This is a genomic window from Frigidibacter sp. ROC022 (assembly GCF_024723735.1).
GTDB lineage: Bacteria > Pseudomonadota > Alphaproteobacteria > Rhodobacterales > Rhodobacteraceae > SLM-1.
Genome location: NZ_JANQDU010000007.1, coordinates 21,578 through 40,533, shown reverse-complemented (window position 1 = coordinate 40,533; position 18,956 = coordinate 21,578). Strand labels below are relative to the sequence as shown.

At 64.4% G+C, this 18,956-nt stretch carries 15 protein-coding genes and 1 tRNA gene; 8 read left to right on the top strand and 8 right to left on the bottom strand.

Features of this window, described 5'->3' with window-relative positions:
- Positions 1–129: 129 nt before the first annotated feature.
- From NUW50_RS20330 to NUW50_RS20315, 4 genes are all read right to left on the bottom strand, one after another.
- Positions 130–723: a helix-turn-helix transcriptional regulator gene (locus NUW50_RS20330; protein WP_258291018.1), complete on the bottom strand. Its 594-nt coding sequence runs from the start codon at positions 721–723 to the stop codon at positions 130–132.
- On the bottom strand, positions 723–1,172 hold the full coding sequence (locus NUW50_RS20325) for a hypothetical protein (RefSeq protein ID WP_258291017.1): 450 nt from the start codon (positions 1,170–1,172) through the stop codon (positions 723–725). Before NUW50_RS20325 ends, NUW50_RS20330 begins: the two co-directional genes overlap by 1 nt.
- Positions 1,169–1,780, bottom strand: a complete 612-nt coding sequence (locus tag NUW50_RS20320; protein ID WP_258291016.1) for a hypothetical protein — start codon at positions 1,778–1,780, stop codon at positions 1,169–1,171. The genes NUW50_RS20325 and NUW50_RS20320 overlap by 4 nt, the downstream gene beginning before the upstream one ends.
- 87 nt (positions 1,781–1,867) lie before the next feature.
- Entirely contained in the window at positions 1,868–2,125 is a 258-nt protein-coding gene (locus NUW50_RS20315) for a hypothetical protein (protein WP_258291015.1), read from the bottom strand.
- Between the two features lie 1,641 nt (positions 2,126–3,766).
- On the opposite strand from NUW50_RS20315, the gene NUW50_RS20310 reads away from it, so the two are divergent.
- The 3 genes from NUW50_RS20310 to NUW50_RS20300 all read left to right on the top strand — a co-directional run bounded on the left by NUW50_RS20310 (position 3,767) and on the right by NUW50_RS20300 (position 6,761).
- Positions 3,767–4,714, top strand: a complete 948-nt coding sequence (locus tag NUW50_RS20310) for a hypothetical protein (RefSeq protein WP_258291014.1) — start codon at positions 3,767–3,769, stop codon at positions 4,712–4,714.
- An 89-nt stretch (positions 4,715–4,803) separates the two neighbouring features.
- Positions 4,804–5,415, top strand: coding sequence for a hypothetical protein (locus tag NUW50_RS20305; protein WP_258291013.1), 612 nt, complete (start codon positions 4,804–4,806; stop codon positions 5,413–5,415).
- 59 nt (positions 5,416–5,474) lie between these two features.
- Positions 5,475–6,761 (top strand): hypothetical protein, encoded by a 1,287-nt coding sequence (locus tag NUW50_RS20300; RefSeq protein ID WP_258291012.1) that lies wholly within the window; start codon positions 5,475–5,477, stop codon positions 6,759–6,761.
- A 104-nt stretch (positions 6,762–6,865) separates the two neighbouring features.
- On the opposite strand, the gene NUW50_RS20295 is transcribed toward NUW50_RS20300, so the two are convergent.
- Positions 6,866–7,480, bottom strand: coding sequence for a hypothetical protein (locus tag NUW50_RS20295; protein ID WP_258291011.1), 615 nt, complete (start codon positions 7,478–7,480; stop codon positions 6,866–6,868).
- A 410-nt stretch (positions 7,481–7,890) separates the two neighbouring features.
- Between NUW50_RS20295 and NUW50_RS20290 the strand changes: the two genes are divergently transcribed.
- Positions 7,891–7,964: transfer RNA gene (locus NUW50_RS20290), tRNA-Cys, on the top strand.
- A 116-nt stretch (positions 7,965–8,080) separates the two neighbouring features.
- Here NUW50_RS20290 and NUW50_RS20285 read toward each other — a convergent pair.
- Together NUW50_RS20285 and NUW50_RS20280 are read right to left on the bottom strand one after the other, a co-directional pair.
- Positions 8,081–10,153, bottom strand: a complete 2,073-nt coding sequence (locus NUW50_RS20285; RefSeq protein WP_258291010.1) for a HelD family protein — start codon at positions 10,151–10,153, stop codon at positions 8,081–8,083.
- 230 nt (positions 10,154–10,383) lie between these two features.
- Positions 10,384–11,337 (bottom strand): GlxA family transcriptional regulator, encoded by a 954-nt coding sequence (locus NUW50_RS20280; protein WP_258291009.1) that lies wholly within the window; start codon positions 11,335–11,337, stop codon positions 10,384–10,386.
- Between the two features lie 365 nt (positions 11,338–11,702).
- Here NUW50_RS20280 and NUW50_RS20275 point away from each other — a divergent pair, with 365 nt between their 5' ends.
- The 4 genes from NUW50_RS20275 (at position 11,703) to NUW50_RS20260 (ending at position 17,156) form a co-directional block, all read left to right on the top strand.
- Positions 11,703–13,307 carry an ABC transporter substrate-binding protein gene (locus NUW50_RS20275; protein WP_258291008.1) on the top strand — a complete coding sequence of 535 codons (1,605 nt, stop codon included), beginning with the start codon at positions 11,703–11,705 and terminating at the stop codon, positions 13,305–13,307.
- 149 nt (positions 13,308–13,456) lie between these two features.
- The gene (locus tag NUW50_RS20270; protein WP_258291007.1) at positions 13,457–14,413 is read left to right on the top strand and encodes an ABC transporter permease; all 957 of its coding nucleotides are present in this window, start codon (positions 13,457–13,459) and stop codon (positions 14,411–14,413) included.
- Between the two features lie 10 nt (positions 14,414–14,423).
- Positions 14,424–15,485 carry an ABC transporter permease gene (locus NUW50_RS20265; RefSeq protein WP_258291006.1) on the top strand — a complete coding sequence of 354 codons (1,062 nt, stop codon included), beginning with the start codon at positions 14,424–14,426 and terminating at the stop codon, positions 15,483–15,485.
- A gap of 3 nt (positions 15,486–15,488) precedes the next feature.
- A complete protein-coding gene (locus tag NUW50_RS20260) occupies positions 15,489–17,156 on the top strand; it encodes an ABC transporter ATP-binding protein (protein ID WP_258291005.1) in 1,668 nt (555 codons plus the stop codon).
- A gap of 75 nt (positions 17,157–17,231) precedes the next feature.
- Here NUW50_RS20260 and NUW50_RS20255 read toward each other — a convergent pair whose 3' ends face one another.
- Complete coding sequence (locus NUW50_RS20255; RefSeq protein WP_258291004.1) at positions 17,232–18,887, bottom strand: Na/Pi cotransporter family protein; 1,656 nt, start codon at positions 18,885–18,887, stop codon at positions 17,232–17,234.
- Positions 18,888–18,956 lie beyond the last annotated feature (69 nt).

Genomic DNA, 18,956 nt, shown 5'->3' with positions numbered 1-18,956 from the left:
CCAGTGTAAGGCGGTCCGAGTCTTTCATTGCCACAGCGGGGAACCGGGGGCAACGCATGATGACTTCGGAAGCCCCCCTGAAAGGTTGGCAAAATGCCGCGCCAAACGGGTTCGGCCAGTTCCCCGGGATCAGGTCTCGGGGACGGCGGCCACCAGGTCCTCGATCACGCAGGCCACCAGCTGCTGACGGCTGCTCAGGTTGGCCTTTCGGAAGATCGAGGTCAGTTGCGACTTCACCGTCGACTCGGTGGTTCCCCTGAGCCCTGCGATCTCGGAATTGCTGAATCCCTTGATGACCAGGATCGCCACATGACGCTCGGTCGGGGTCAGTTGCCACTCGGCGAACTGGCGGTCGATGTAGAACTGGAACTGCCCCGCCGCCGCATGGAGCTGATCGTTGATTCGCGACATCCGGCGGGTCGAGATGAGCAGCAGGGCCACGCTGCTGACCAGGCCGCAGAGCAGGCCGAGGCTGGACAGAAGCTCGAGCCGCTCCTGCAACTCCCATGGGATCATCGCCAGGTCCCAGAGGAACACCTCGCCCAGCAGCTTGATGGTGAAGAATGCGGCGCTCGCCACCTGAATGAGCAGGACGAGAATGATCGCGATCAGGGCGGGCCAGCGCAGACCCGACCAGATCATCGCACGATTGGGAACCTGGCCCTGCCCGGGCTCATGTTTGTGGTTCTGTGCATGCGGCTCAGAGATCCGCGGTTGGTGCATCACTCGTCCCGAAGGCGAATGCCACCCGGCGTCGTCTTCAGAATATGATCGAGCGACGACGACGCTGGTTTCTGTGGCTGTTCGAACGTCTCTATGATCCTGTCCCTCAAAATCTGGCCCGACGCGCGACTGACAACGATCTCGCGCAGGTGATATGAATTTCGCGCCCTGATCAGGACACGGTTCAAAAGGGTCTGCTCAACCTTGACGACTTCGTAGCCTTCTCGGTCCAGGGCATCGACGATCTCGGCAAAATTCGTGCGGATACCCTTTTCCCGAACAATCTGCAGAAAGTCCTCGTCACTCGTCTTGATGAATGTCCCGCTATCGGCAGTGGCCGCCGTCACACAGAATACGGAGCTAAGAACAAGCACCACAAAACCCAGGCGGAAACCGCCCTTATACTTCTGGTTGTGTACCGTCATAGCGTGCGGGGCAAGGCCTTTCAACGCGTTCCTTCACGAAGGCACTGGGCCGTATCGGCCGGTGCACCCTCGTTATTCTCGATCCCGCAGGCAATTGCCAGAGAAATGCCGACACGTCCGCAGGGCAGCCGCACCGATGCATCCGCGATCGCGCGCCGTTCGCCCGAGAAATCATGGCGGGCAAAAAAGGCCGACGCAATGACCACGACGGTGCCGGGGTGGGCCTGCCGGAACAACCGCAGGGCTTCCACGGCGGCCGAGGTGGACGAGAAGGTGTCGATGTCCACGACGATCACATATTCGCTTTGGGTCCGCTCCCAGACCAGATGCGCGGCCGCCTCGAAGCTGTCGAAGTGCCGGACGTCGATCGCGTATTCGGTCATGCCCAGCACCAGCGGCATCAGCTCGCCACCGGCCCTGCCGACAACCAGGATCTTCCGGTCGCTCAGCGCCCCGCGGCGCAGCAGTTCGAACCCGGCATCCTCGTCGGCCCGAACACGCGGCACGTCGCGCACATCGCGCTCCTCCCGACCCAGAAAGCCGAGCGCCCAGGCACCCAGGGCCGACAGCAGGGACAGCGGGCGCGGGTAGGAGATGCGTGGTCCGGCAAGGGGACGGTCCTGATAAGCCATTTTGTTTCTCCGGCGATTACTGGTTTATTCCTGTTGGCATCGAATTCCATTCAATGCCGGCTCGGGTGCCCCACACCCAGATTGTCCTCAGCTGACCAGCCGATCGTTCGAGACCGGTTCTTCCCGGTGCCCGCTTTTCAGAAGGATGCGCAGACGGCCAAGCAATTCCATGACACGCGGGCGCACCCAGAATAGAAGCGCCGCAATGCAGGCCGCGATATAGTAGCCCTTGATCATCATTGAGATCGGCGCGCCCATCACGGCCATGACGACCGCCGAGACGAACCCGGCGACGGTCGCGACCAATATCATGCCAGGAACCATTGTTGTGATGCGATCATCCATTGTACCGATACCGTCCTTCCTGGTGCCGCTCTTCAGCACTTGCAGGCAAGGTCGCACGCGCAACCGCTGCGGGTAATCGTCCGAACAGGAGAATTGGCGCCTCTAGTCCAAAGGTCGCATGCATTCCCGGGCGCAGCGCGGAAACGATGACCGGCAGCCGGGCAGGATTGCACCGAAAACTGCGGGGAATACCCGCCTTCGCCACAAACCGGCCACAATTCCGACCAAGTCTGACAGATGCGGACACAGGCGTTGCCTCCTGCCCCGTCAGGGCGGGAATCCCTTTATTCATGGGGATTGCGCTGCCCCTGGCATTCCGCCCCCGCACTCTCTCCATATGTATAGTGCAGACTCATGTCGGCCGCTGCCTGCCGTTCGGATGACTCGCGCAGACCGCCGCCGCCAAACCGGGCCCCGGCCCGGTGCTTTCCCGCAAGGCTCCCGACGAACCCGACCCAATCGGGGCTCAACCGCAACCGGGAGTTTAACCTCGCCAGAACTCCGGCATCGTCCAACGAACTGCGTCGCGTCGATCCCGGGACCCGGGCCGACGGATGGCACCGAAGCCCGGCACCAGGAGTCGTGCCGGCGATTGCCGCCGTGACTTCCTGATATATGTGGCGATTTCGACCGCTCCCGCTGCGTTGATTCCAGAAAAGAACCGGCCGGCCGATTTCCGCCCCCGTCCCGAAGAATTTCCGAAACGGTATCGGATTGCGCCCGACCGATGCCGGGCGCCAGGGGTATGCTGAATACAGCCGTCTTCGCCCCCGAATAGCCGTTATATTCCGCAATTCGAATTCAATGACTTCCACCGTTGCTTTCCACGGCCCCATTTCCCTTGACCGCAGCATTGCGCGGCATGGTCGAGCGACCCGTTGCGCCACCCCTGCCCGAATCTCACCGTTCCCGGGGTTTCCGAATAGCCTACTTTGGTCGATCTTTAGGCCTACACACCCCGCGGACTATTTCCATCCAGCTAACGATGGATGGAAATACGGCCCATCGTGTCCGAATGTCCGTTTGTAGCGCGTGCGTGAAAACGTCCGGGCATCGAGACGAATTTTGTGGAATGGCTTTCTGATCGCCAGGGCCTGCAGGGCGGCCAAGAAACCAGGTTTCAAAGGAAAGGAAACAGGGGAATGATTCGTGCCTGGCCCGGCGCGCCGAGGGCCGCGGACGACAGCTGGACGGTCTCGTACCGGAACCGGCATCGGCCCGTGCCCGCAGGAATTCGAACGGCCCTCCGAGCATGGTATGACCGGCATGGTCCTTTGGTGCTATGACGCGCTCTGGTTGAATGGATCGGCGGTTTCAAGGCTTCCTGCAACGGCACCGGTCACGGTAGTTTATGTGTGTATCCAGTGAGATACGCCATGTAGCACCCAAGTGGTTTCGGTTGAATCGATATCTGCACGGATTGCTGGACCCGGCCGCCCGTCATGGGCTGTGCGGACCCCGGAAGACAGCCCGACATTTGCACGGGCCAGAAGCCGGGCCGGCATTTTCGGACCCTTCGCCACCCCCCGGGCGACGGGGACGTGCAGGAGCGGCCGGCGACATTCTCGTCGGCCGCACATCGACCGACCGGATCAATGGGAGGTCTGGGAACGCTTCGTTGAATGGAAGGAAGTATTGAAAATGGCAAATAGGAAACTGGAGACCCAAAGCAATTTGGGGACTTCGCTGAAGGGGATGCTGCGCAATTCGGCGTTCGCACTGGGCGCAATTCTGGCCGTTCCGGCTGCGGGTCTCGCGCTTGACCTCGATCTCGGCGGCGTCAGCGTTTCGGTCGGCGGCGGTTCCGACGGCGGGCTCGACGTCGGTGTGGGCGTCGGCGGTGTCGATGCAAATGTCGGCGTCGGCGGTTCCTCGGTGGTCGACGCGGATGTCAGCGTCGGCGGCTCTTCGGTTGTCGACGCGGGCGTCGACGCGGGCAATGGCGGCGTTGACGTCGGCGTTGGTGTCGGCGGCGGCTCTTCGGGCGGCATCGACGTGGGCGTCAGCATCGGCGGCGGCGGGATCGACGTCGGTGTCGGCGTCGGTGGCGGTTCTTCGGGCAGTTCGGGTTCCTCCGGCAGCTCGGGCTCTTCGGGTAGCTCCGGGTCGTCGGGCAGCTCCGGGTCGTCCGGTTCCTCGGGCAGTTCGGGCTCTTCGGGTAGTTCCGGTTCGTCGGGCAGCTCTGGGTCGTCCGGTTCCTCGGGCAGTTCGGGCTCCTCGGGTAGCTCCGGGTCGTCCGGTTCGTCGGGCAGCTCGGGCTCGTCCGGTGCTTCCGGCACCTCGGGCGTTCCGGGAACCCCCACGCCCGCGCCGCGCAAATATGCCGGATCGGGTCATTGCCCGGCCGCCGGCAACTACACCGTCCTGAACGGCGTTCCGGTTCTCGACCTGAACGGCGTGCGGCTCGGGACCATCGTCGGCGCCTATGTCGAGGGCAGCGACCTGGTCAAGGTTCGCCTGGCAGTGGACCCGGTGATCGCGCCTCGCGGTGGTTGTGTCGAGTACACGACCAAGTCGGGCAAGGCGACCAAGGACGGAATCGTGGTCAGCGCCACCCGCGATTCGCTGGTCGCCGCGCTTTCGCGCTAACCACCGCACTACCCCGGCCGCGATCTGCCCTGCGGCCGGGGCTTTTTCCGATCGACCACGGTGGCGGAACCAAACTGACGGAGGCGCAAATGCAATTACCCCGGATCAAGCGCGGCGCGCCCCTTGGGACGCTGATCGGTGCCGCGATGCTCCTTGCCGGGACCGGTCCGGTACAAAGCCTGGACCTCGCCACAGTTAACAGCGTGCTGGGCATCGGTAATGGCGGCGATGCCCTTTCGACGCAGTGGGACAAGCATCAAATTCGAACACGGCAGCAGCCCCGCGACAGCGCCGAGGAACCCGGCCCGACGGGACCGGTCACGATCCCGGCGTCTGCGCAGGACGAGGCCCCGTCCGGCATCCAGCTGCCCGAACTCGTGGTCATTGAGCCCTCTGCCAGGGCCATGCCGGTAGCCTCTCCCACCACGCCCCCGCGCTGCGCCCCGGGACGGGGAAATTCGAGCGCGTTCAACGGCTACCTTGCGCTGGACCGCGAGGGACGACCGATCGGCCCTGTCGAGGGCGCAATGATCGACAACAGGCTGGAACTGGTCACCGTCTGGATTCAGACCGGATCGGTCTGGGACCGGGCACGCCACTGCGTGGTTGTCGGAGCCCGCGGCCGGATCGGGACCGGCCTGGTCCAGACTTCCGCCACCATCGCCCAGATCCAGGAGACACTGGCCCGGAACCAGTTCTGAGCCATCCATTTCACGGGGTCGCGACCATCGCTCGACCCCGGCAACCGGAGCATCAGAACATGGCCCGCCCCCACAGCCGCGCCCGTCACTTCCGCAACTCACCGCCGCTGCTGACCGGGCTTCTCGGGCTGGCGACGCTGTTCGCCGGCTTTGTGTACTGGCCGGCAGGCATCGGCGGCTCGGCCGAGCTGCACTACAACCTGTTCCTGCTGTCCGTCTTCGCCGTCATGGCAATCAGCGACCTCGTCCTGTTTCAGACCTGGCGGCAACCCGAGGCCGGGGTGACTCTGGCACCGACCCGCCCCGACGGGGCGGTCTGGACGCGGATTGCAGTCAAGCTGGTCGGCCTGGGTGCGCTGCTGCTGGGCGCTGCAACGCTCTATGCAACCGTGCCGCTCTACCTCAGCCCCTGGTATCAGCGCTTCACCCTGCAGGTCTTCGACAACGCGGTGCCGATCGCCCTGGGCCTGGCGGCATATGTCGTCCTGGCCGACCGGCTGCTGACCGAACCGCACGATCAGCTGCACGCCTTCGGCACATGGGTCTGCAGTCTCGGCACGACCGGCGATCCGCAGAAGATCGGCGATTTCCTCCGCGCCTCTGCGGTCAAGTTCTTCTTCCTGCCGCTGATGTATTGCTACGGTCTGGACGACTGGATCTTCTTTCGCGAGGCATCAGGTGACTTCCAGTCCTTCACCGCCTTCTACGAATACGCCTATCGCTACCTGTTCTTCGTCGATGTCTGCTTTGCGATCATCGGCTATGCGGTGGCGACCCGGCTTCTGGGCGCGCATGTGCGTTGGGCCGAGCGGGGCGTGAAGGGCTGGCTCGTCTGCCTGATCTGCTATGCACCGTTCTGGCAGGTCATCGGGCGCGAATACCTGGCCTATGACGACGACATCGTCTGGGGCAGCCTGCTGAAGGCCCATCCGCTGGCCTATCAGCTCTGGGGGTCCATGATCCTGCTGCTGCTCTGCCTCTATGTCCTCAGCACCGTGAGCTTCGGGATTCGCTTTTCCAATGTCACCTATCGCGGCACCGTCCATCGCGGACCCTACGCGCTGCTCCGGCACCCGGCCTATGTGTCGAAGAACCTCACCATGTGGCTGATCCAGCTGCCCTTCCTGGCGGTGTCGCCTCTGGATGCACTGGGCAACACGCTGGCGCTGATCGGGATCAACACGATCTACTTCCTGCGCGCCCGCACCGAGGAAGCGAATTGCAGCGGCGCCCGCGAATACCGGCTCTACAAGCGCTACATGCGCCGCCACGGGCCCGTGGCCCGGATGCTGGTGCCGTTGCGCCGGGGTGGCGGAGCGCGGCCCGGACGTTTCGTCGAATCCTGACCCTCCGGCGGCCGTGCCGTCAGGATCACCTCCCCAGAAAAAGAAGTGCCGCGCCGATTTCTCGGCGCGGCGGTTCACCGGCGTTTAGGTGGCAGGGTTGCTCTTCAGTTAAGAAGGCCGCCGGTGAGACTTCCAACCGCGTCTGTCACGCCGCCAACCAGGCCGCCATCGCCGCCCAGTGTGCCGCCGGTCAGACCGGAAACCGTTTCGCCCACGCCGCCCAGCGGGCCGCCATCGCCGCCCAGGACGCCGCTTGTCAGGTCCGAGACCGTTTCGGTCACGCCGCCAAGCAGATCACCGTCACCGCCCAGCAGGCCGCCGTCGCCGTCCAGGACGCCACCGGTCAGGCCCGAGACCGTTTCGGTCACGCCGCCCAGCAGATCACCGTCGCCGCCCAGCAGGCCGCCGTCCAGCAGGCCGCTGCCGAGCAGGTCGCTGGTGCCGACCTTCACGTTCGCCACGGTCCGATGCCCGTCTTCCTCGGGCGCGCCCAGCAGCGTCGCGTCGACCAGAGGTGCGGTGTCCGGCGAGGAGACGACGGCCTTGCCCGCGAAGCTGAGGCTGGCCAGCCCGTCCAGGGGAATCCCCTCACCCGCCAGCGCACCGACGGAGCCATCGCCAAGCGACAGAACCGAGAGCGCATTGCCCAGGTCCAGCGCCTGCGCGGGCGGTGCAAGGCCGAGTGTCATGAACAGGGGAATTGCTATCCCAATCTTCATCGTAAGCTCCTATCGCTTTCTTGAACCGGAGCCCCCCCAAGAAACACCGGGTTCGGTTCGGATCATCTTTGATCCGTTCGAATATTCAACGAGTTGCGCTGCGGTGCCTAGACGGCTCAACCGCCGATTCAGGGCCATTCAGACCAAAGTCCGAGCCCTCTCGACCGAAGGTCCGAGCGCTTACCGCCCAAGGTCCCGGCCAAAATGTCCGAACGTCGAATTGTGGCGATGGCGTGGCACCGGCCGCCGGCGCTGCCGTTCGAACCGGAAGAGGATTGCGCCGCCCTACCGGTCCGGCCACGGGCAACCCGCGCCCCGGGGCCACACGGCCGCGGCCCGGACCCCCGCCCACCCCGCACCGATAACCGCTTGACCGCCCCTGCGCGAAACCATAATGAAACCAGCACTCCGGCGGGTTGGCGGAGAGGTTACGCAGCGGATTGCAAATCCGTGTAGACCGGTTCGATTCCGGTACCCGCCTCCACATCACCTCGACGACTTGCGCCATGCCTGCTCTCCACAGAGCCGGCTCGGGAAGCAGGCGATCCCGCATCGGGCCGGGCGCCGCGGGCCGGACCCGAATGCCGGCAAGCAGCGGGCTCAAGCACCGACGAACTGCGCTGTCCTGAGGCAATCGGTTGTTTCGCCGACCGAAATCACGCTGAGACGGTGCATCGCCCGGGTGCAGGCGACATAGAGCAGATTGCGATCCATCTCGGTCGAATAGACCCGAGCGCTGGCATCGGCGATGACGACCTGATCGAACTCCAGCCCCTTGGCAAGGTGCGGCGTGCAGACCATGACGCCGGTGGAGAAGCCGGTGCTTCCCTCTTCGAGCAACCGGGTGTCAACGCCCATCCCGGACAGCGCCTTCTGCAGTCGCCTGGCCTGCGCCTGCGTCTTGGCCAGAACGGCCAGGCTGCCATGGTCCGAACTGCGGAACTCCCGGATGATGTCCGCGATGCGTGCCACGGCGTCCTTCTGCGTCTTCACCACCTGCACGTCCGGCGCCGGCCCGTGACGCTCCATCGCGATCAGATCCGGGTTGGGCGAGATGCCGAGAGCGAACTGCATGATTTCCCAGGTGGAACGGTAGCTCTTGTTCAGCGTCACGCGAAACGCGCCTTCCAGAACGCTTTCGATCCGCTCGGGCGTCGAGGCGCTGTAGGGATTCACCGACTGGGTCGCATCGCCCAGGATCGTCTTGCGGCACTGGAACAGCCGCGCCAGCACGGCATATTGCACCGGCGTGTAATCCTGCATTTCATCGACCAGCAGATGCTTGACTCCCGCATAGGGGTTCTCGACCCCTTCGGTCAGCATCTTGAGATAGATCATGGGAAAGACATCGGCATATTCCAGCATTCCGCCATTCGGATGGAACAGCTCCGGCCGGTCGATCCAGTCGAAGAACTGCCTGTAGGCCTTGCGCAGCGTCGTCCGGTTGACCATGTCGCGCACCGCCTTGCGGACAACGGCGCGTTCTTCCTTGCCAAGCTCGATCCTGTATTGGGCTTCGAACTGATCGATCACCGCATTCCCGCAGGCCACGATGCGCTCGGCCAGGTCCAGCCGCTTCAGCCGCTGCCAGGTGGTCTCGAACACGAAGCCCGGCAAGGGACGCCTGCGGACCGTGATGTCCCGGGGCTGAAAGGACGTCTTTTCCAGGTGCTGGGCATAGGATTCGATCAGGCGCAGGAATTCGGGGGCCGCCTTGGCACGGATCCTCTCCTTCATGGCTTCGTCATCGGTCTCCAGCAAGAGCGCCGTCTGCTCGAAGAAGGTCTGGAAACGGATCCTGTCGCCCAGGAGTTGCGCCGCAAGGGTTTCCATCCCGATCTCGGGCACGGATTCCTCGCCCAGTTCGGGCAGCACGTTGCCGATGTAGTCGGCGAACACGCGGTTCGGCGAAATGATCAGGATGTCGGACGAGGTCAGCGTATCCTTGAAGCGATAGAGCAGGAACGCGATGCGGTGCAGCGCGATCGAGGTCTTTCCCGATCCCGCCACACCTTGAATGATCAACGTATGCGCCTCGGCATCGCGGATGATCGCATTCTGGTCGCGCTGGATGGTGGCAACGATGTTCCTCATGCCGTCGTCGCTGGTCTGCGCCAGCGTGTCCTGCAGCACGTCGTCAACGATGTTCAGGCTGACATCCAGCATGAATTCCATCTCGCTGTCGCGGATGCGGAACTGCCGTTTCAGGGTCAGGTCGCCGGCGATCGTGCCGGACGGCGCAACATACTGCGCCGGTCCCGTTTCGAAGTCGTAGAACAGCGCCGACACCGGCGCGCGCCAGTCATAGACCCACGGGTCCTGCGTTTCCTCATCGCGGAAATCGTGGATGCCGATGTAATGGACCGCCGTCTCGTTGCAGTTGGCGCGGCGGAAATCGAAACGACCGAAATAGGGTGACTTGCGCAGCTTCTCCAGCTTGACCGCCTGGGCACGCAAGACCTCCGAAGAGCGCATCATCTGGTCGATCGACTGGCGCATCGCCGCCTTGTCGAGGTGATCCATGTCGCGGCGATGTTCCCACATGTGATCGTGGGCGGCCTGAATGTCACGCTGATACTCGGCCAGGCGCGAGCCGATCACGCCAAGATTGGCGTCGATCCGGGCGAGACAATCGTTCAGCCTCTGCTCTTCCTGCCTCTGTTGTTCCGTCATGCAGTCATCCCCATTCGCTGGAGGCAGCCGGGACACTTTGAAGTTCCGCCCGTTCGGTCTTGCCGAGCGGCCCCGGTCGAGTGGTCCAGGTCGAAAGTCGGTGCATGGTTGGCACTTGGCCCATCGGGATGTGAATAGCCCCGTGGCGCCAGGGCATGTTCTTCGCGGGTGTTGATGCAGGGAGGCCACGGCTTACCCGGGCGCTCCGGGCCGCCCGCCGTCGCCGCCGCTCAGTCCGCCGGTTTGCGATGCGAGGCCGGGGACACGCCGAACTCGCGGCGATAGACGCGGGAGAAATTGGCGGATGAACCAAAGCCGCAGGCATCGGCGATCTGGCTGATCGGCATGTTGTGCTGCAAGAGCATTTCCCGCGCCTTGGACAGCCGCAGATGCGTCAGATAGCCTTTCGGGGTCCGGTTCAGATTCTCGCGGAACAGTCTCTGCAACTGCCGTGGCGAGATCCCCAGGCTGCCGGCGATCTCGGCCGCCGAGGGCGCCGAGGCGCCATAGGCCGCCGCCATCAGCCGGATCGCCTCGGCCAGATGGGCGTTCTTCTGGGCGCCCGAGACCTTCAGGAAGGAACTCACCTCGGTCGCCACGCTGCGCACCCCGAATTCGACGATCTGGTCGGCAATCCGCCCCGCCAGCCCCTTGCCGTGCCGCGACTCGACATGCGCCAGCATCAGGTCGAGCGCCGCCTTGGCATGCGAGGCGCTGTAATAGCGTTCATCCGCGACAAAGCCGGCGCTCGTGACCGGGACATCGGGAAAGAAGGCGTCGAATGTATCGTGAAGGTCGGAGCTTACGGCGGTGCGCACCCCTTCCAGCATGCCGGCCCGGGCCAGCACATAGGCGCCGGAACAGAGCGCACCGATCCGGGTGCCGCGCCGTTTCTCGCGACGCAGGTAGTTCACATGCTGCGAGGTGGCGACCCGCTCGACCCTGGCCCCCGACAGGACCAGCAGCAGCCCGTTCGCATCGGTCGGCTGAAAGCTGCGATCGACCAGGAAGGAATAGCCGTTCGCGCTGGTCACCTCGCGCCCGGTCACCGAGGTGAGATGCCAGGCGAACAGGGTCCGCCCGCTCAGCTGATTGGCAAGAGCCAGGGGGGCAAGGGCACAGGACAGGGCCAACGGCGGGAACTCGTCAATCAGAACAACCGTGACGTCCTGCGCCTGTTCCATCACGCCGGATCAGGCCGGTCCGACCCCGCGCCCCGCGCGCCCGCCGGGGCCGCCCCCGGCCCTTGCGCAGCCGGGACCCGGAAGGGGAAACCTTCGTTTCTTGCCCGGGTCAGATGTCGTTTTTTGGACATTGGCTTTTCCGAAATCAGCTCTGCCTGAACCGTCAAACTCCAAGAAACCTATAGAAAATAAGAATGAAATGCAATTCCTCGGCTCATGGTCTAGAAGTTTGCGGCTTTTCGTGGTTTCCTATGACGATGTCGCTTTCAGACCTCGCCAATGACGAGAGGGCCGGAGAGCTGGGCGAGGGGGCCATAGGGGAGTGCCCTCCGGCGACAAGAAAATCAGAGACACAGGGAGACGTTATGACCAATTTCAAGAAGCCGAACCTCATGGACGGACTCGCGGCCGAAGCCCGCGAAGGCCGGATATCGAGACGTTCATTCATGCAACGCTCGATGGCCGCGGGCCTGACCGCGTCCACCGCGACCGGCCTGTGGACCGGCGCCGCCCGGGCCGAACCGAAGCGCGGCGGGACCTTCCGCTGGGGCATCCATGACGGCAACACCTCGGATACCCACGATCCCGGCACCTATGTGACCCGTCAGATGATCTTCCTGGCGCACCAGTACCGAAGCTATCTGACGATGATCAATCCCGACAACTCGCTCGGGCCGGATCTGGCGACGGAATGGTCGGCGACCCCGGACGCGGCCGAATGGACCTTCAAGATCACCGACAAGGCCAGCTTCCACAGCGGCCGCAAGGTCACCGCGAATGACGTGGTCGCCTCGCTGAACCACCACCGCGGCGAAACCAGTTCGGCGGCCAAGGCGCTGCTGACCTCGGTCACCGACATCACCGCCAAGGATGACACCACGATCGTCATCACCCTGGATGGCGGCAACGCCGACCTGCCCTGGCTGATGACGGATTACCACCTGGCGATCTGCCCGGCCAATGACGACGGCACGATCGACTGGGAATCCGCCGACGGTTGCGGCCCCTACAAGATCGACGAAGGTGAATTCGGCGTCAGCTGGTCGCTCAGCCGTCACGATGGCTGGCATGGCGAAGGCGCCTGGTTCGACAAGGTCCAGATGCTGATCCTCAACGACCCGAATGCGCGCCAGACCGCGCTGGTGACGGGTGATGTGGATTGCGTCTCGCTGGTCGAGCTCAAGACCCTGGCGCTTCTGCAACGCCGCCCGGACATCGAGGTGGACAACGTGCCTTCCGGCGCCGCGATCACCATGCCGATGTTCTGCGACACCGCACCCTTCGACAACGTCGATGTCAGGACCGCGCTGAAACTGTCGATGAATCGGCAGGAGATCATCGACAAGATCGCCTTCGGTGCCGCGACCATGGGCAACGACTTCCACATCGCCCCGGTGCAGCCCTTCTATCCGACGGACATTCCGCAGCACGAATACGACCCCGACAAGGCGAAATCCCTGCTGAAGAAGGCCGGCGCCGAAGGGATGTCGATCAGCCTGCACACCGCGGACAGCGTGTTCTCGGGTGCGGTCGACATGTGCGTGCTCTACTCGGAACAGGCCAAGGCCTCGGGCATCAACATCGACGTCGTGCGCGAGCCGAACGACGGCTACTATTCGGATGTCTGGCTGAAGAAGCCGTTCACCGCGGTCTCCTGGGGGGCACGTCCGACGCCTGACGTGATGTTCACCCTGGCCTACAAGTCGGACGCTGCCTGGAACGAGAGCCATTGGCAGAACGAGCGGTTCAACGAACTGCTGCTGCAAGCCAAGGCGGAACTCGACCAGAACCTGCGCGCCGAGATGTACCGCGAAATGTCGCTTCTGATGCATGACGACGGCGGGACCATCATCCCGTTCTTCAACAACTTCGTCTTCGCGCACTCCACGAAGGTGCAGCACAACCCGGACCTGGCCGCGAGCTGGGCCTGCGACGGTGCCCGCGCCCCGAGCCGCTGGTGGTTCGCCTGAGCTAGCAGGGACCGCCGCCGACAGGCGGTCCCGACACGACTCGGCGACGGCCCTGCGGGGCCGTCGCACCCTACCTCGGGGAGGGATCTCGAAACCCCGAAGCAACAAGAAGAACAAGCCGCCACGGTGCGGAAGGAATGGAGGGAACAATGGGTGACGTCGCTAGTCTCATCCTGAAACGGCTCGCCCTCGGAGTTGTGACGCTTTTCGTGATTTCGATCCTCATCTTCGGGGCCGTCGAAATGCTTCCCGGTGACATCGCTCAGGCGGTGCTGGGTCAAAGCGCCACCCCCGAGAACCTGGCCGCGCTGCGCGAACAGATGGGTCTCGATCAACCGGCCATCGTGCGATATTTCCACTGGCTCACCGGCGCGATTTCCGGCGACTTCGGAAACTCGCTGGTCACCGGCGAGAGGGTCAGCTCGACCATCGGCCCGAGGCTGCTGAACACGCTGTTCCTTGCCTCATACGCCGCCGCCATCGCGGTGCCGCTGGCCATCATCCTCGGCATCCTCGTCGCCCTGGCCCGCAACTCGGTCTTCGACCGGGTCGCCAACATCCTGGCGCTGACCGCGATCTCGTCGCCTGAGTTCTTTCTGGGCTACGTCCTGATCCTCTATCTCTCGGTCAAGACCGGCCTGTTCCCGGCGATCTCGAGCCTGCAGGGCGACATGTCCTTCGGCGATCTCCTGTATCGAACCTTCCTGCCGGCGCTGACCATGGTGCTGGTCGTGATGGCGCATATGATGCGCATGACCCGGGCCGCGATCATCAACCTGCTGGCCTCGCCCTATATCGAGATGGCGCGGCTCAAGGGCGTCCCGTCCTGGAAGGTCATCGTCTTCCACGCGCTGCCGAACGCGCTTGCCCCGATCATCAATGTCGTTGCCCTGAACCTCGCCTACCTGATCACCGGCGTGGTCCTGGTCGAAGTCGTCTTCGTCTATCCCGGCGTCGGCCAGTTGCTGGTGGATGCGGTGTCGAAACGCGACTTCCCGATCGTTCAGGCCTGCTGCCTGATCTTCGCCGCAACGTTCATTCTGTTGAATCTCGCAGCCGATGTCGGGTCGATCCTGACCAATCCGCGCCTGCGGCATCCGAAATGAGGGCAGCCCAATGAATTACTTTGTCATCGGATTCTATGCGCTGCTGATCGGCAGCTCCTGCCTGGCAGCCTACTATCAGAAGCGGTCGCTCTTCCTGCTGCTGTTCACGCTGACGCTGGTGTGCTTCCTGATGGGCATCATCGGCGGCCAGCCGGCACTCTGGTTCGTGACCGTTCTGGCCGGGATCATCGCCCTGGCGGCCGGCACCTCCTACGCCTGGCGCGAATTCCTGGTCCTGACCCTGCCAAGAGACATGTCCCGGGCCCTGAAGACCGCGCCGTTGACCGCCAGTTTCGGTCTCTTCGTGATCTTCATCTACGCGGTCATGGGCATCTTCGCGCCGGTCATCGCGCCGCATGGCGAGGCCGAGGTGATCTCGTCGGCCTTCGCCCCTGCGGATGCCAACATGCTTCTGGGGGCCGACCAGCTGGGCCGCGACGTGTTCAGCCGCATCGTCTATGGCGCCCGCAACACCGTCGGCCTGGCGCTGGCGGCCACGATCCTGGCCTTCTTCATCGGCGCGATTGCAGGGCTCTTCGCGGCGGTCCGCAAGGGCTGGCTCGACCAGATCATGGGCCGCGGCGCCGATGTCATCATGTCGGTCCCCTCGCTGATCTTCGCGCTGCTGATGCTGTCGATCTTCGGCACCAGCATGCTGGTCATCGTGGTGATCGTCGCCATCATCTACTCGCCCCGCGTCTACCGCCTGACCCGGGCCGTCGCGGGCAATGTGGTGGTGATGGACTACATCGAGGCCGCCAGCCTGCGCGGTGAAGGCACCGGCTACCTGATCCGCAAGGAGATCCTGCCGAACTCGACCGCGCCGCTGATCGCGGAATTCGGGCTCGAGTTCTGCTTCGTCTTCCTGCTGATCGCCGGCCTGTCCTTCCTCGGGCTGGGTATCCAGCCCCCGACCGCCGACTGGGGCTCGATGGTCCGCGAAAACGCGACCCTGATTTCGTTTGGCGATGTCACCCCGCTCATTCCGGCCGGCGCGATTGCCCTGCTGACCGTGGCGGTGAACTTCGTTGTCGACTGGATGCTGTTCCGCGCCTCCGGACTGAAGGAGTAAGACATGACCGATACGAAAGAAAAGAAGAAGGACGTCCTGCTGAAGGTTCGCGACCTGCGGATCGAAGGCTACTCGGACGAGAAATGGATCGAGATCGTCCACGGCGTCAATCTTACCCTTCACCGGGGCGAGGTGCTGGGCCTGATCGGGGAATCCGGCGCCGGCAAATCGACCATCGGACTGGCGGCCATGGGCTTTGCCCGCGACGGCTGCCGGATTTCCGGCGGCACGGTCGAATTCGACGGGATGGAACTGACCACCACGCCGAAATCCGACCTGCGGGCGCTGCGCGGCTTGCGCATCGCCTATGTCGCACAGTCGGCGGCGGCCAGCTTCAACCCGGCCCACAAGATCATCAACCAGCACACCGAGGCCCCGGTCCAGTACCGGATCCAGAAACGGCTTCAGGCGCAGGAAGATGCGATGGAGCTCTATGAGAAGCTGCGGCTGCCGAACCCGACCGAGATCGGCTTTCGCTATCCGCACCAGGTCTCGGGCGGGCAGTTGCAGCGGGCGATGACGGCGATGGCGATGGCCTGCCGCCCCGACCTGATCATCTTCGACGAACCGACCACGGCGCTGGACGTCACCACCCAGATCGAGGTGCTGGCGGCGATCCGCGACATCGTTGACGAGTACAACACCGCCGCGATCTACATCACCCACGACCTCGCGGTCGTGGCCCAGATGGCGGACCGGATCAAGGTGCTGCTGAAAGGCGAAGAGGTCGAGACCGCCGACACCGACACCATGCTGTCATCACCCCAGGAGGATTACACCAAGTCGCTCTGGGCGGTCCGCAGCTTCCAGCGTCCGCAGCGGTCGCGGCCCAAAGGCGATGTGGTGCCGGTCATCTCGGTCCAGCATGTCGACGCCTCCTACACGAGCGGCGAGAAGGTTCTGGATGACGTGTCCTTCGACATCTACGAAGGCATGACCGTCGCGGTCGTGGGCGAATCCGGCTCGGGCAAATCGACCACGGCGCGCTGCATCACCGGGCTTCTGCCGCCCTCGGCCGGCAAGATCCTGTTCCGCGGCGAGGAACTGCCCGCCGATTATCACAACCGCACCAAGGACCAGCTGCGCCAGGCGCAGATGATCTATCAGATGGCGGACACGGCGCTGAACCCGAAGGTGAAGATCAGCGAGATCATCGGCCGTCCGGCACAGTTCTACGGCAAGCTGCGCGGCGCGGCGCTGAAGAGCCGGGTGGACGAACTTCTCGATCTGATCGAGCTGGAACCCGCCAAGTTCTACAACCGCTATCCGCCGGAACTCTCCGGCGGCCAGAAACAGCGGATCGGCATCGCCCGGGCGCTGGCGGCAGAGCCTTCGTTCATCATCTGCGACGAGGTGACCAGCGCCCTGGACCAGCTGGTGGCCGAGGGCATCCTCAAGCTGCTCGACCGGCTCCAGAAAGAGCTGAACCTGGCCTACATGTTCATCACCCACGACCTGGCGACGGTCCGCTCGATCGCCGACGAGGTCGTTGTGATGCGCAGGGGCAAGATCGTCGAACAGGGGCCGAAGGACGAGATGTTCACCCCGCCGCACCATCCCTACACCGACCTTCTTCTGTCCTCGGTGCCCGAGATGGATTCGAACTGGCTGACGACGCTTCTGGAAGAGCGCGGCGTCGACAATGTCGGTGAGGCCGCGAACGCGAAGTAGACCGGCAGGGCAACCCTTGCACAACGGCATTCCCGCATAGCTGCGGGGCTGCCGCCCCCGCGCGGGACGCCCAGCCTAGCGGGCCCGTGCGGCGTTCCCGGCCAGGCGGCTCGACAGCAGGTCGCCGGTCTCGCGCGCGATCGGATAGGCGACCAGCGAGAAGGCCGTGTTGATCTGCTTCAGCGCCCGCATCGTCTCCTGATGCAGGTTGCTGGTCTCGATGCTCACCGGATTGCGGCTGCGAAGCCGGGCGAAATGGCGGGCCTGAAGGGTCTGTTCCAGCTGCCGGATCCGGTCCTTCTCCTCGACCAGCTGCCGCGCCGAATCCGCGTCATTCGTCATCAGCACGTTCAGCGCCAGCTGGGCATTCGACAGCACGCAGTCGTGGAAGTCGGTCAGGTCGCGCCAGCCGTCCTCGGAGAAGGAGAGCCCCTCGGTCTGCATGCGCCGCGCATGTTCCACCAGGTTGGAGGATATCTGGTCGCCGGCATCTTCCAGATTGTTGGCCAGCGTCACCAGGTCCAGCGCGTGCTGCGACTGCTCACCGGTCAGGCTCGTGTCCTGCAACCGGCTGACATAGAGCTTGATCTGGAAATGCAGCCGGTCGACCTCTTCCTCGCCCTTCTCGATCGCCTCGACGACCTCGGGGTCCCAGTTGCGGAACAGGCCAAGGGCCGGGACCAGCATCCCGTGCACCCGTTCGCCCATCACCAGCAGTTCCCGCGTCGCGCAGACCAGCGCCCGGTCGGGGGTCTGCAGCGCCGACTCGTCCAGCGAACTGACCCTGGCATCAACCGGCTGCGCGGGCTCGCGCACCAGCAGCGCCATCAACCGCAGCGCCGGGTTGAGGACCAGCAGCCCGGCCACGGCAAGCACGATGTTGTACGCCAGGTGCAGGTTGATCGCCTGGCGCGAGGCGGTGCCGCCGAGCAGCCCCAGATCCGGCGCCAACGCGATCAGGATGATCAGGCCCAGCACCGCGCCTCCGCCGCGCACCGCGAAATTCGCCAGCACGATCCGCCGCGCCGCGACCGGCGCCGTCAGTGTCAGCGTCACCGGGATCAGCCCGCCACCGATATTCGCGCCCAGCACCAGGGCCGCGGCCGGCAACGCCGGCAGCACGCCCTGTGCGGCGAAGGTGACCACGGTCAGCACCGCCGCGATACTGGAATGCATCGCCCAGGCAAAGGCCGCCCCCAGGACGAACGAGGCGATCAGGTCCGACGACAGGTATTCCGCCACCATCCCGACCAGCACGCTGTCCCGCAACTGCCCGGTCGCCTCGCGGATCATGGTCAGCGAGACCAGGACCAGTGCCAGCCCGATCAGAATTCGGCCGAACTGCTTCGGCGCCGGGGTTCGCGCCCGCAGGAACAGCACCACCCCGACGAGCAGCAGAATCGGCACGATGTCCTGAACCGGCGCAAAGAGGATCTGCGCCGCCACGGCCGACCCGACATCGGCGCCCAGCATGATCGCAAGACCCACCGGCGGGACCAGGCTGCCGGCCGCGGCAAAGGTGACCACCAGGATCGCCACCGCGGTCGAGGACTGCAGCGCCACCGCCGAGGCCGCCCCGGCCATCGCCGCCGAAACCGGACGTTTCGCGGCCCGGCGCAGGCTGGCCCGCAGCTGCGCCATGAAGCCACGCTCGACCCCGGTGCGGACCAGTCCCACCGACCAAAGGAGCAGCGCCACCGCCCCTGCCAGATGCAGAGCGAACATCGTCATCGCACTGCCGCCATGCCGCGCATGGCCCGTAGAATCGAGCTGTTCCGTCTCATTTTATCGGTTCCTCCG

What these genes read in the sequence shown, in the direction of transcription:
- NUW50_RS20295 (WP_258291011.1), bottom strand. Translation starts at nt 7,480, where the DNA reads ATGAAGATTGGGATAGCAATTCCCCTGTTCATGACACTCGGCCTTGCA.
- NUW50_RS20330 (WP_258291018.1), bottom strand. Translation starts at nt 723, where the DNA reads ATGCACCAACCGCGGATCTCTGAGCCGCATGCACAGAACCACAAACAT.
- NUW50_RS20260 (WP_258291005.1), top strand. Translation starts at nt 15,489, where the DNA reads ATGACCGATACGAAAGAAAAGAAGAAGGACGTCCTGCTGAAGGTTCGC.
- NUW50_RS20280 (WP_258291009.1), bottom strand. Translation starts at nt 11,337, where the DNA reads ATGGAACAGGCGCAGGACGTCACGGTTGTTCTGATTGACGAGTTCCCG.
- NUW50_RS20285 (WP_258291010.1), bottom strand. Translation starts at nt 10,153, where the DNA reads ATGACGGAACAACAGAGGCAGGAAGAGCAGAGGCTGAACGATTGTCTC.
- NUW50_RS20270 (WP_258291007.1), top strand. Translation starts at nt 13,457, where the DNA reads ATGGGTGACGTCGCTAGTCTCATCCTGAAACGGCTCGCCCTCGGAGTT.
- NUW50_RS20300 (WP_258291012.1), top strand. Translation starts at nt 5,475, where the DNA reads ATGGCCCGCCCCCACAGCCGCGCCCGTCACTTCCGCAACTCACCGCCG.
- NUW50_RS20305 (WP_258291013.1), top strand. Translation starts at nt 4,804, where the DNA reads ATGCAATTACCCCGGATCAAGCGCGGCGCGCCCCTTGGGACGCTGATC.
- NUW50_RS20275 (WP_258291008.1), top strand. Translation starts at nt 11,703, where the DNA reads ATGACCAATTTCAAGAAGCCGAACCTCATGGACGGACTCGCGGCCGAA.
- NUW50_RS20320 (WP_258291016.1), bottom strand. Translation starts at nt 1,780, where the DNA reads ATGGCTTATCAGGACCGTCCCCTTGCCGGACCACGCATCTCCTACCCG.
- NUW50_RS20265 (WP_258291006.1), top strand. Translation starts at nt 14,424, where the DNA reads ATGAATTACTTTGTCATCGGATTCTATGCGCTGCTGATCGGCAGCTCC.
- NUW50_RS20315 (WP_258291015.1), bottom strand. Translation starts at nt 2,125, where the DNA reads ATGGATGATCGCATCACAACAATGGTTCCTGGCATGATATTGGTCGCG.
- NUW50_RS20310 (WP_258291014.1), top strand. Translation starts at nt 3,767, where the DNA reads ATGGCAAATAGGAAACTGGAGACCCAAAGCAATTTGGGGACTTCGCTG.
- NUW50_RS20255 (WP_258291004.1), bottom strand. Translation starts at nt 18,887, where the DNA reads ATGACGATGTTCGCTCTGCATCTGGCAGGGGCGGTGGCGCTGCTCCTT.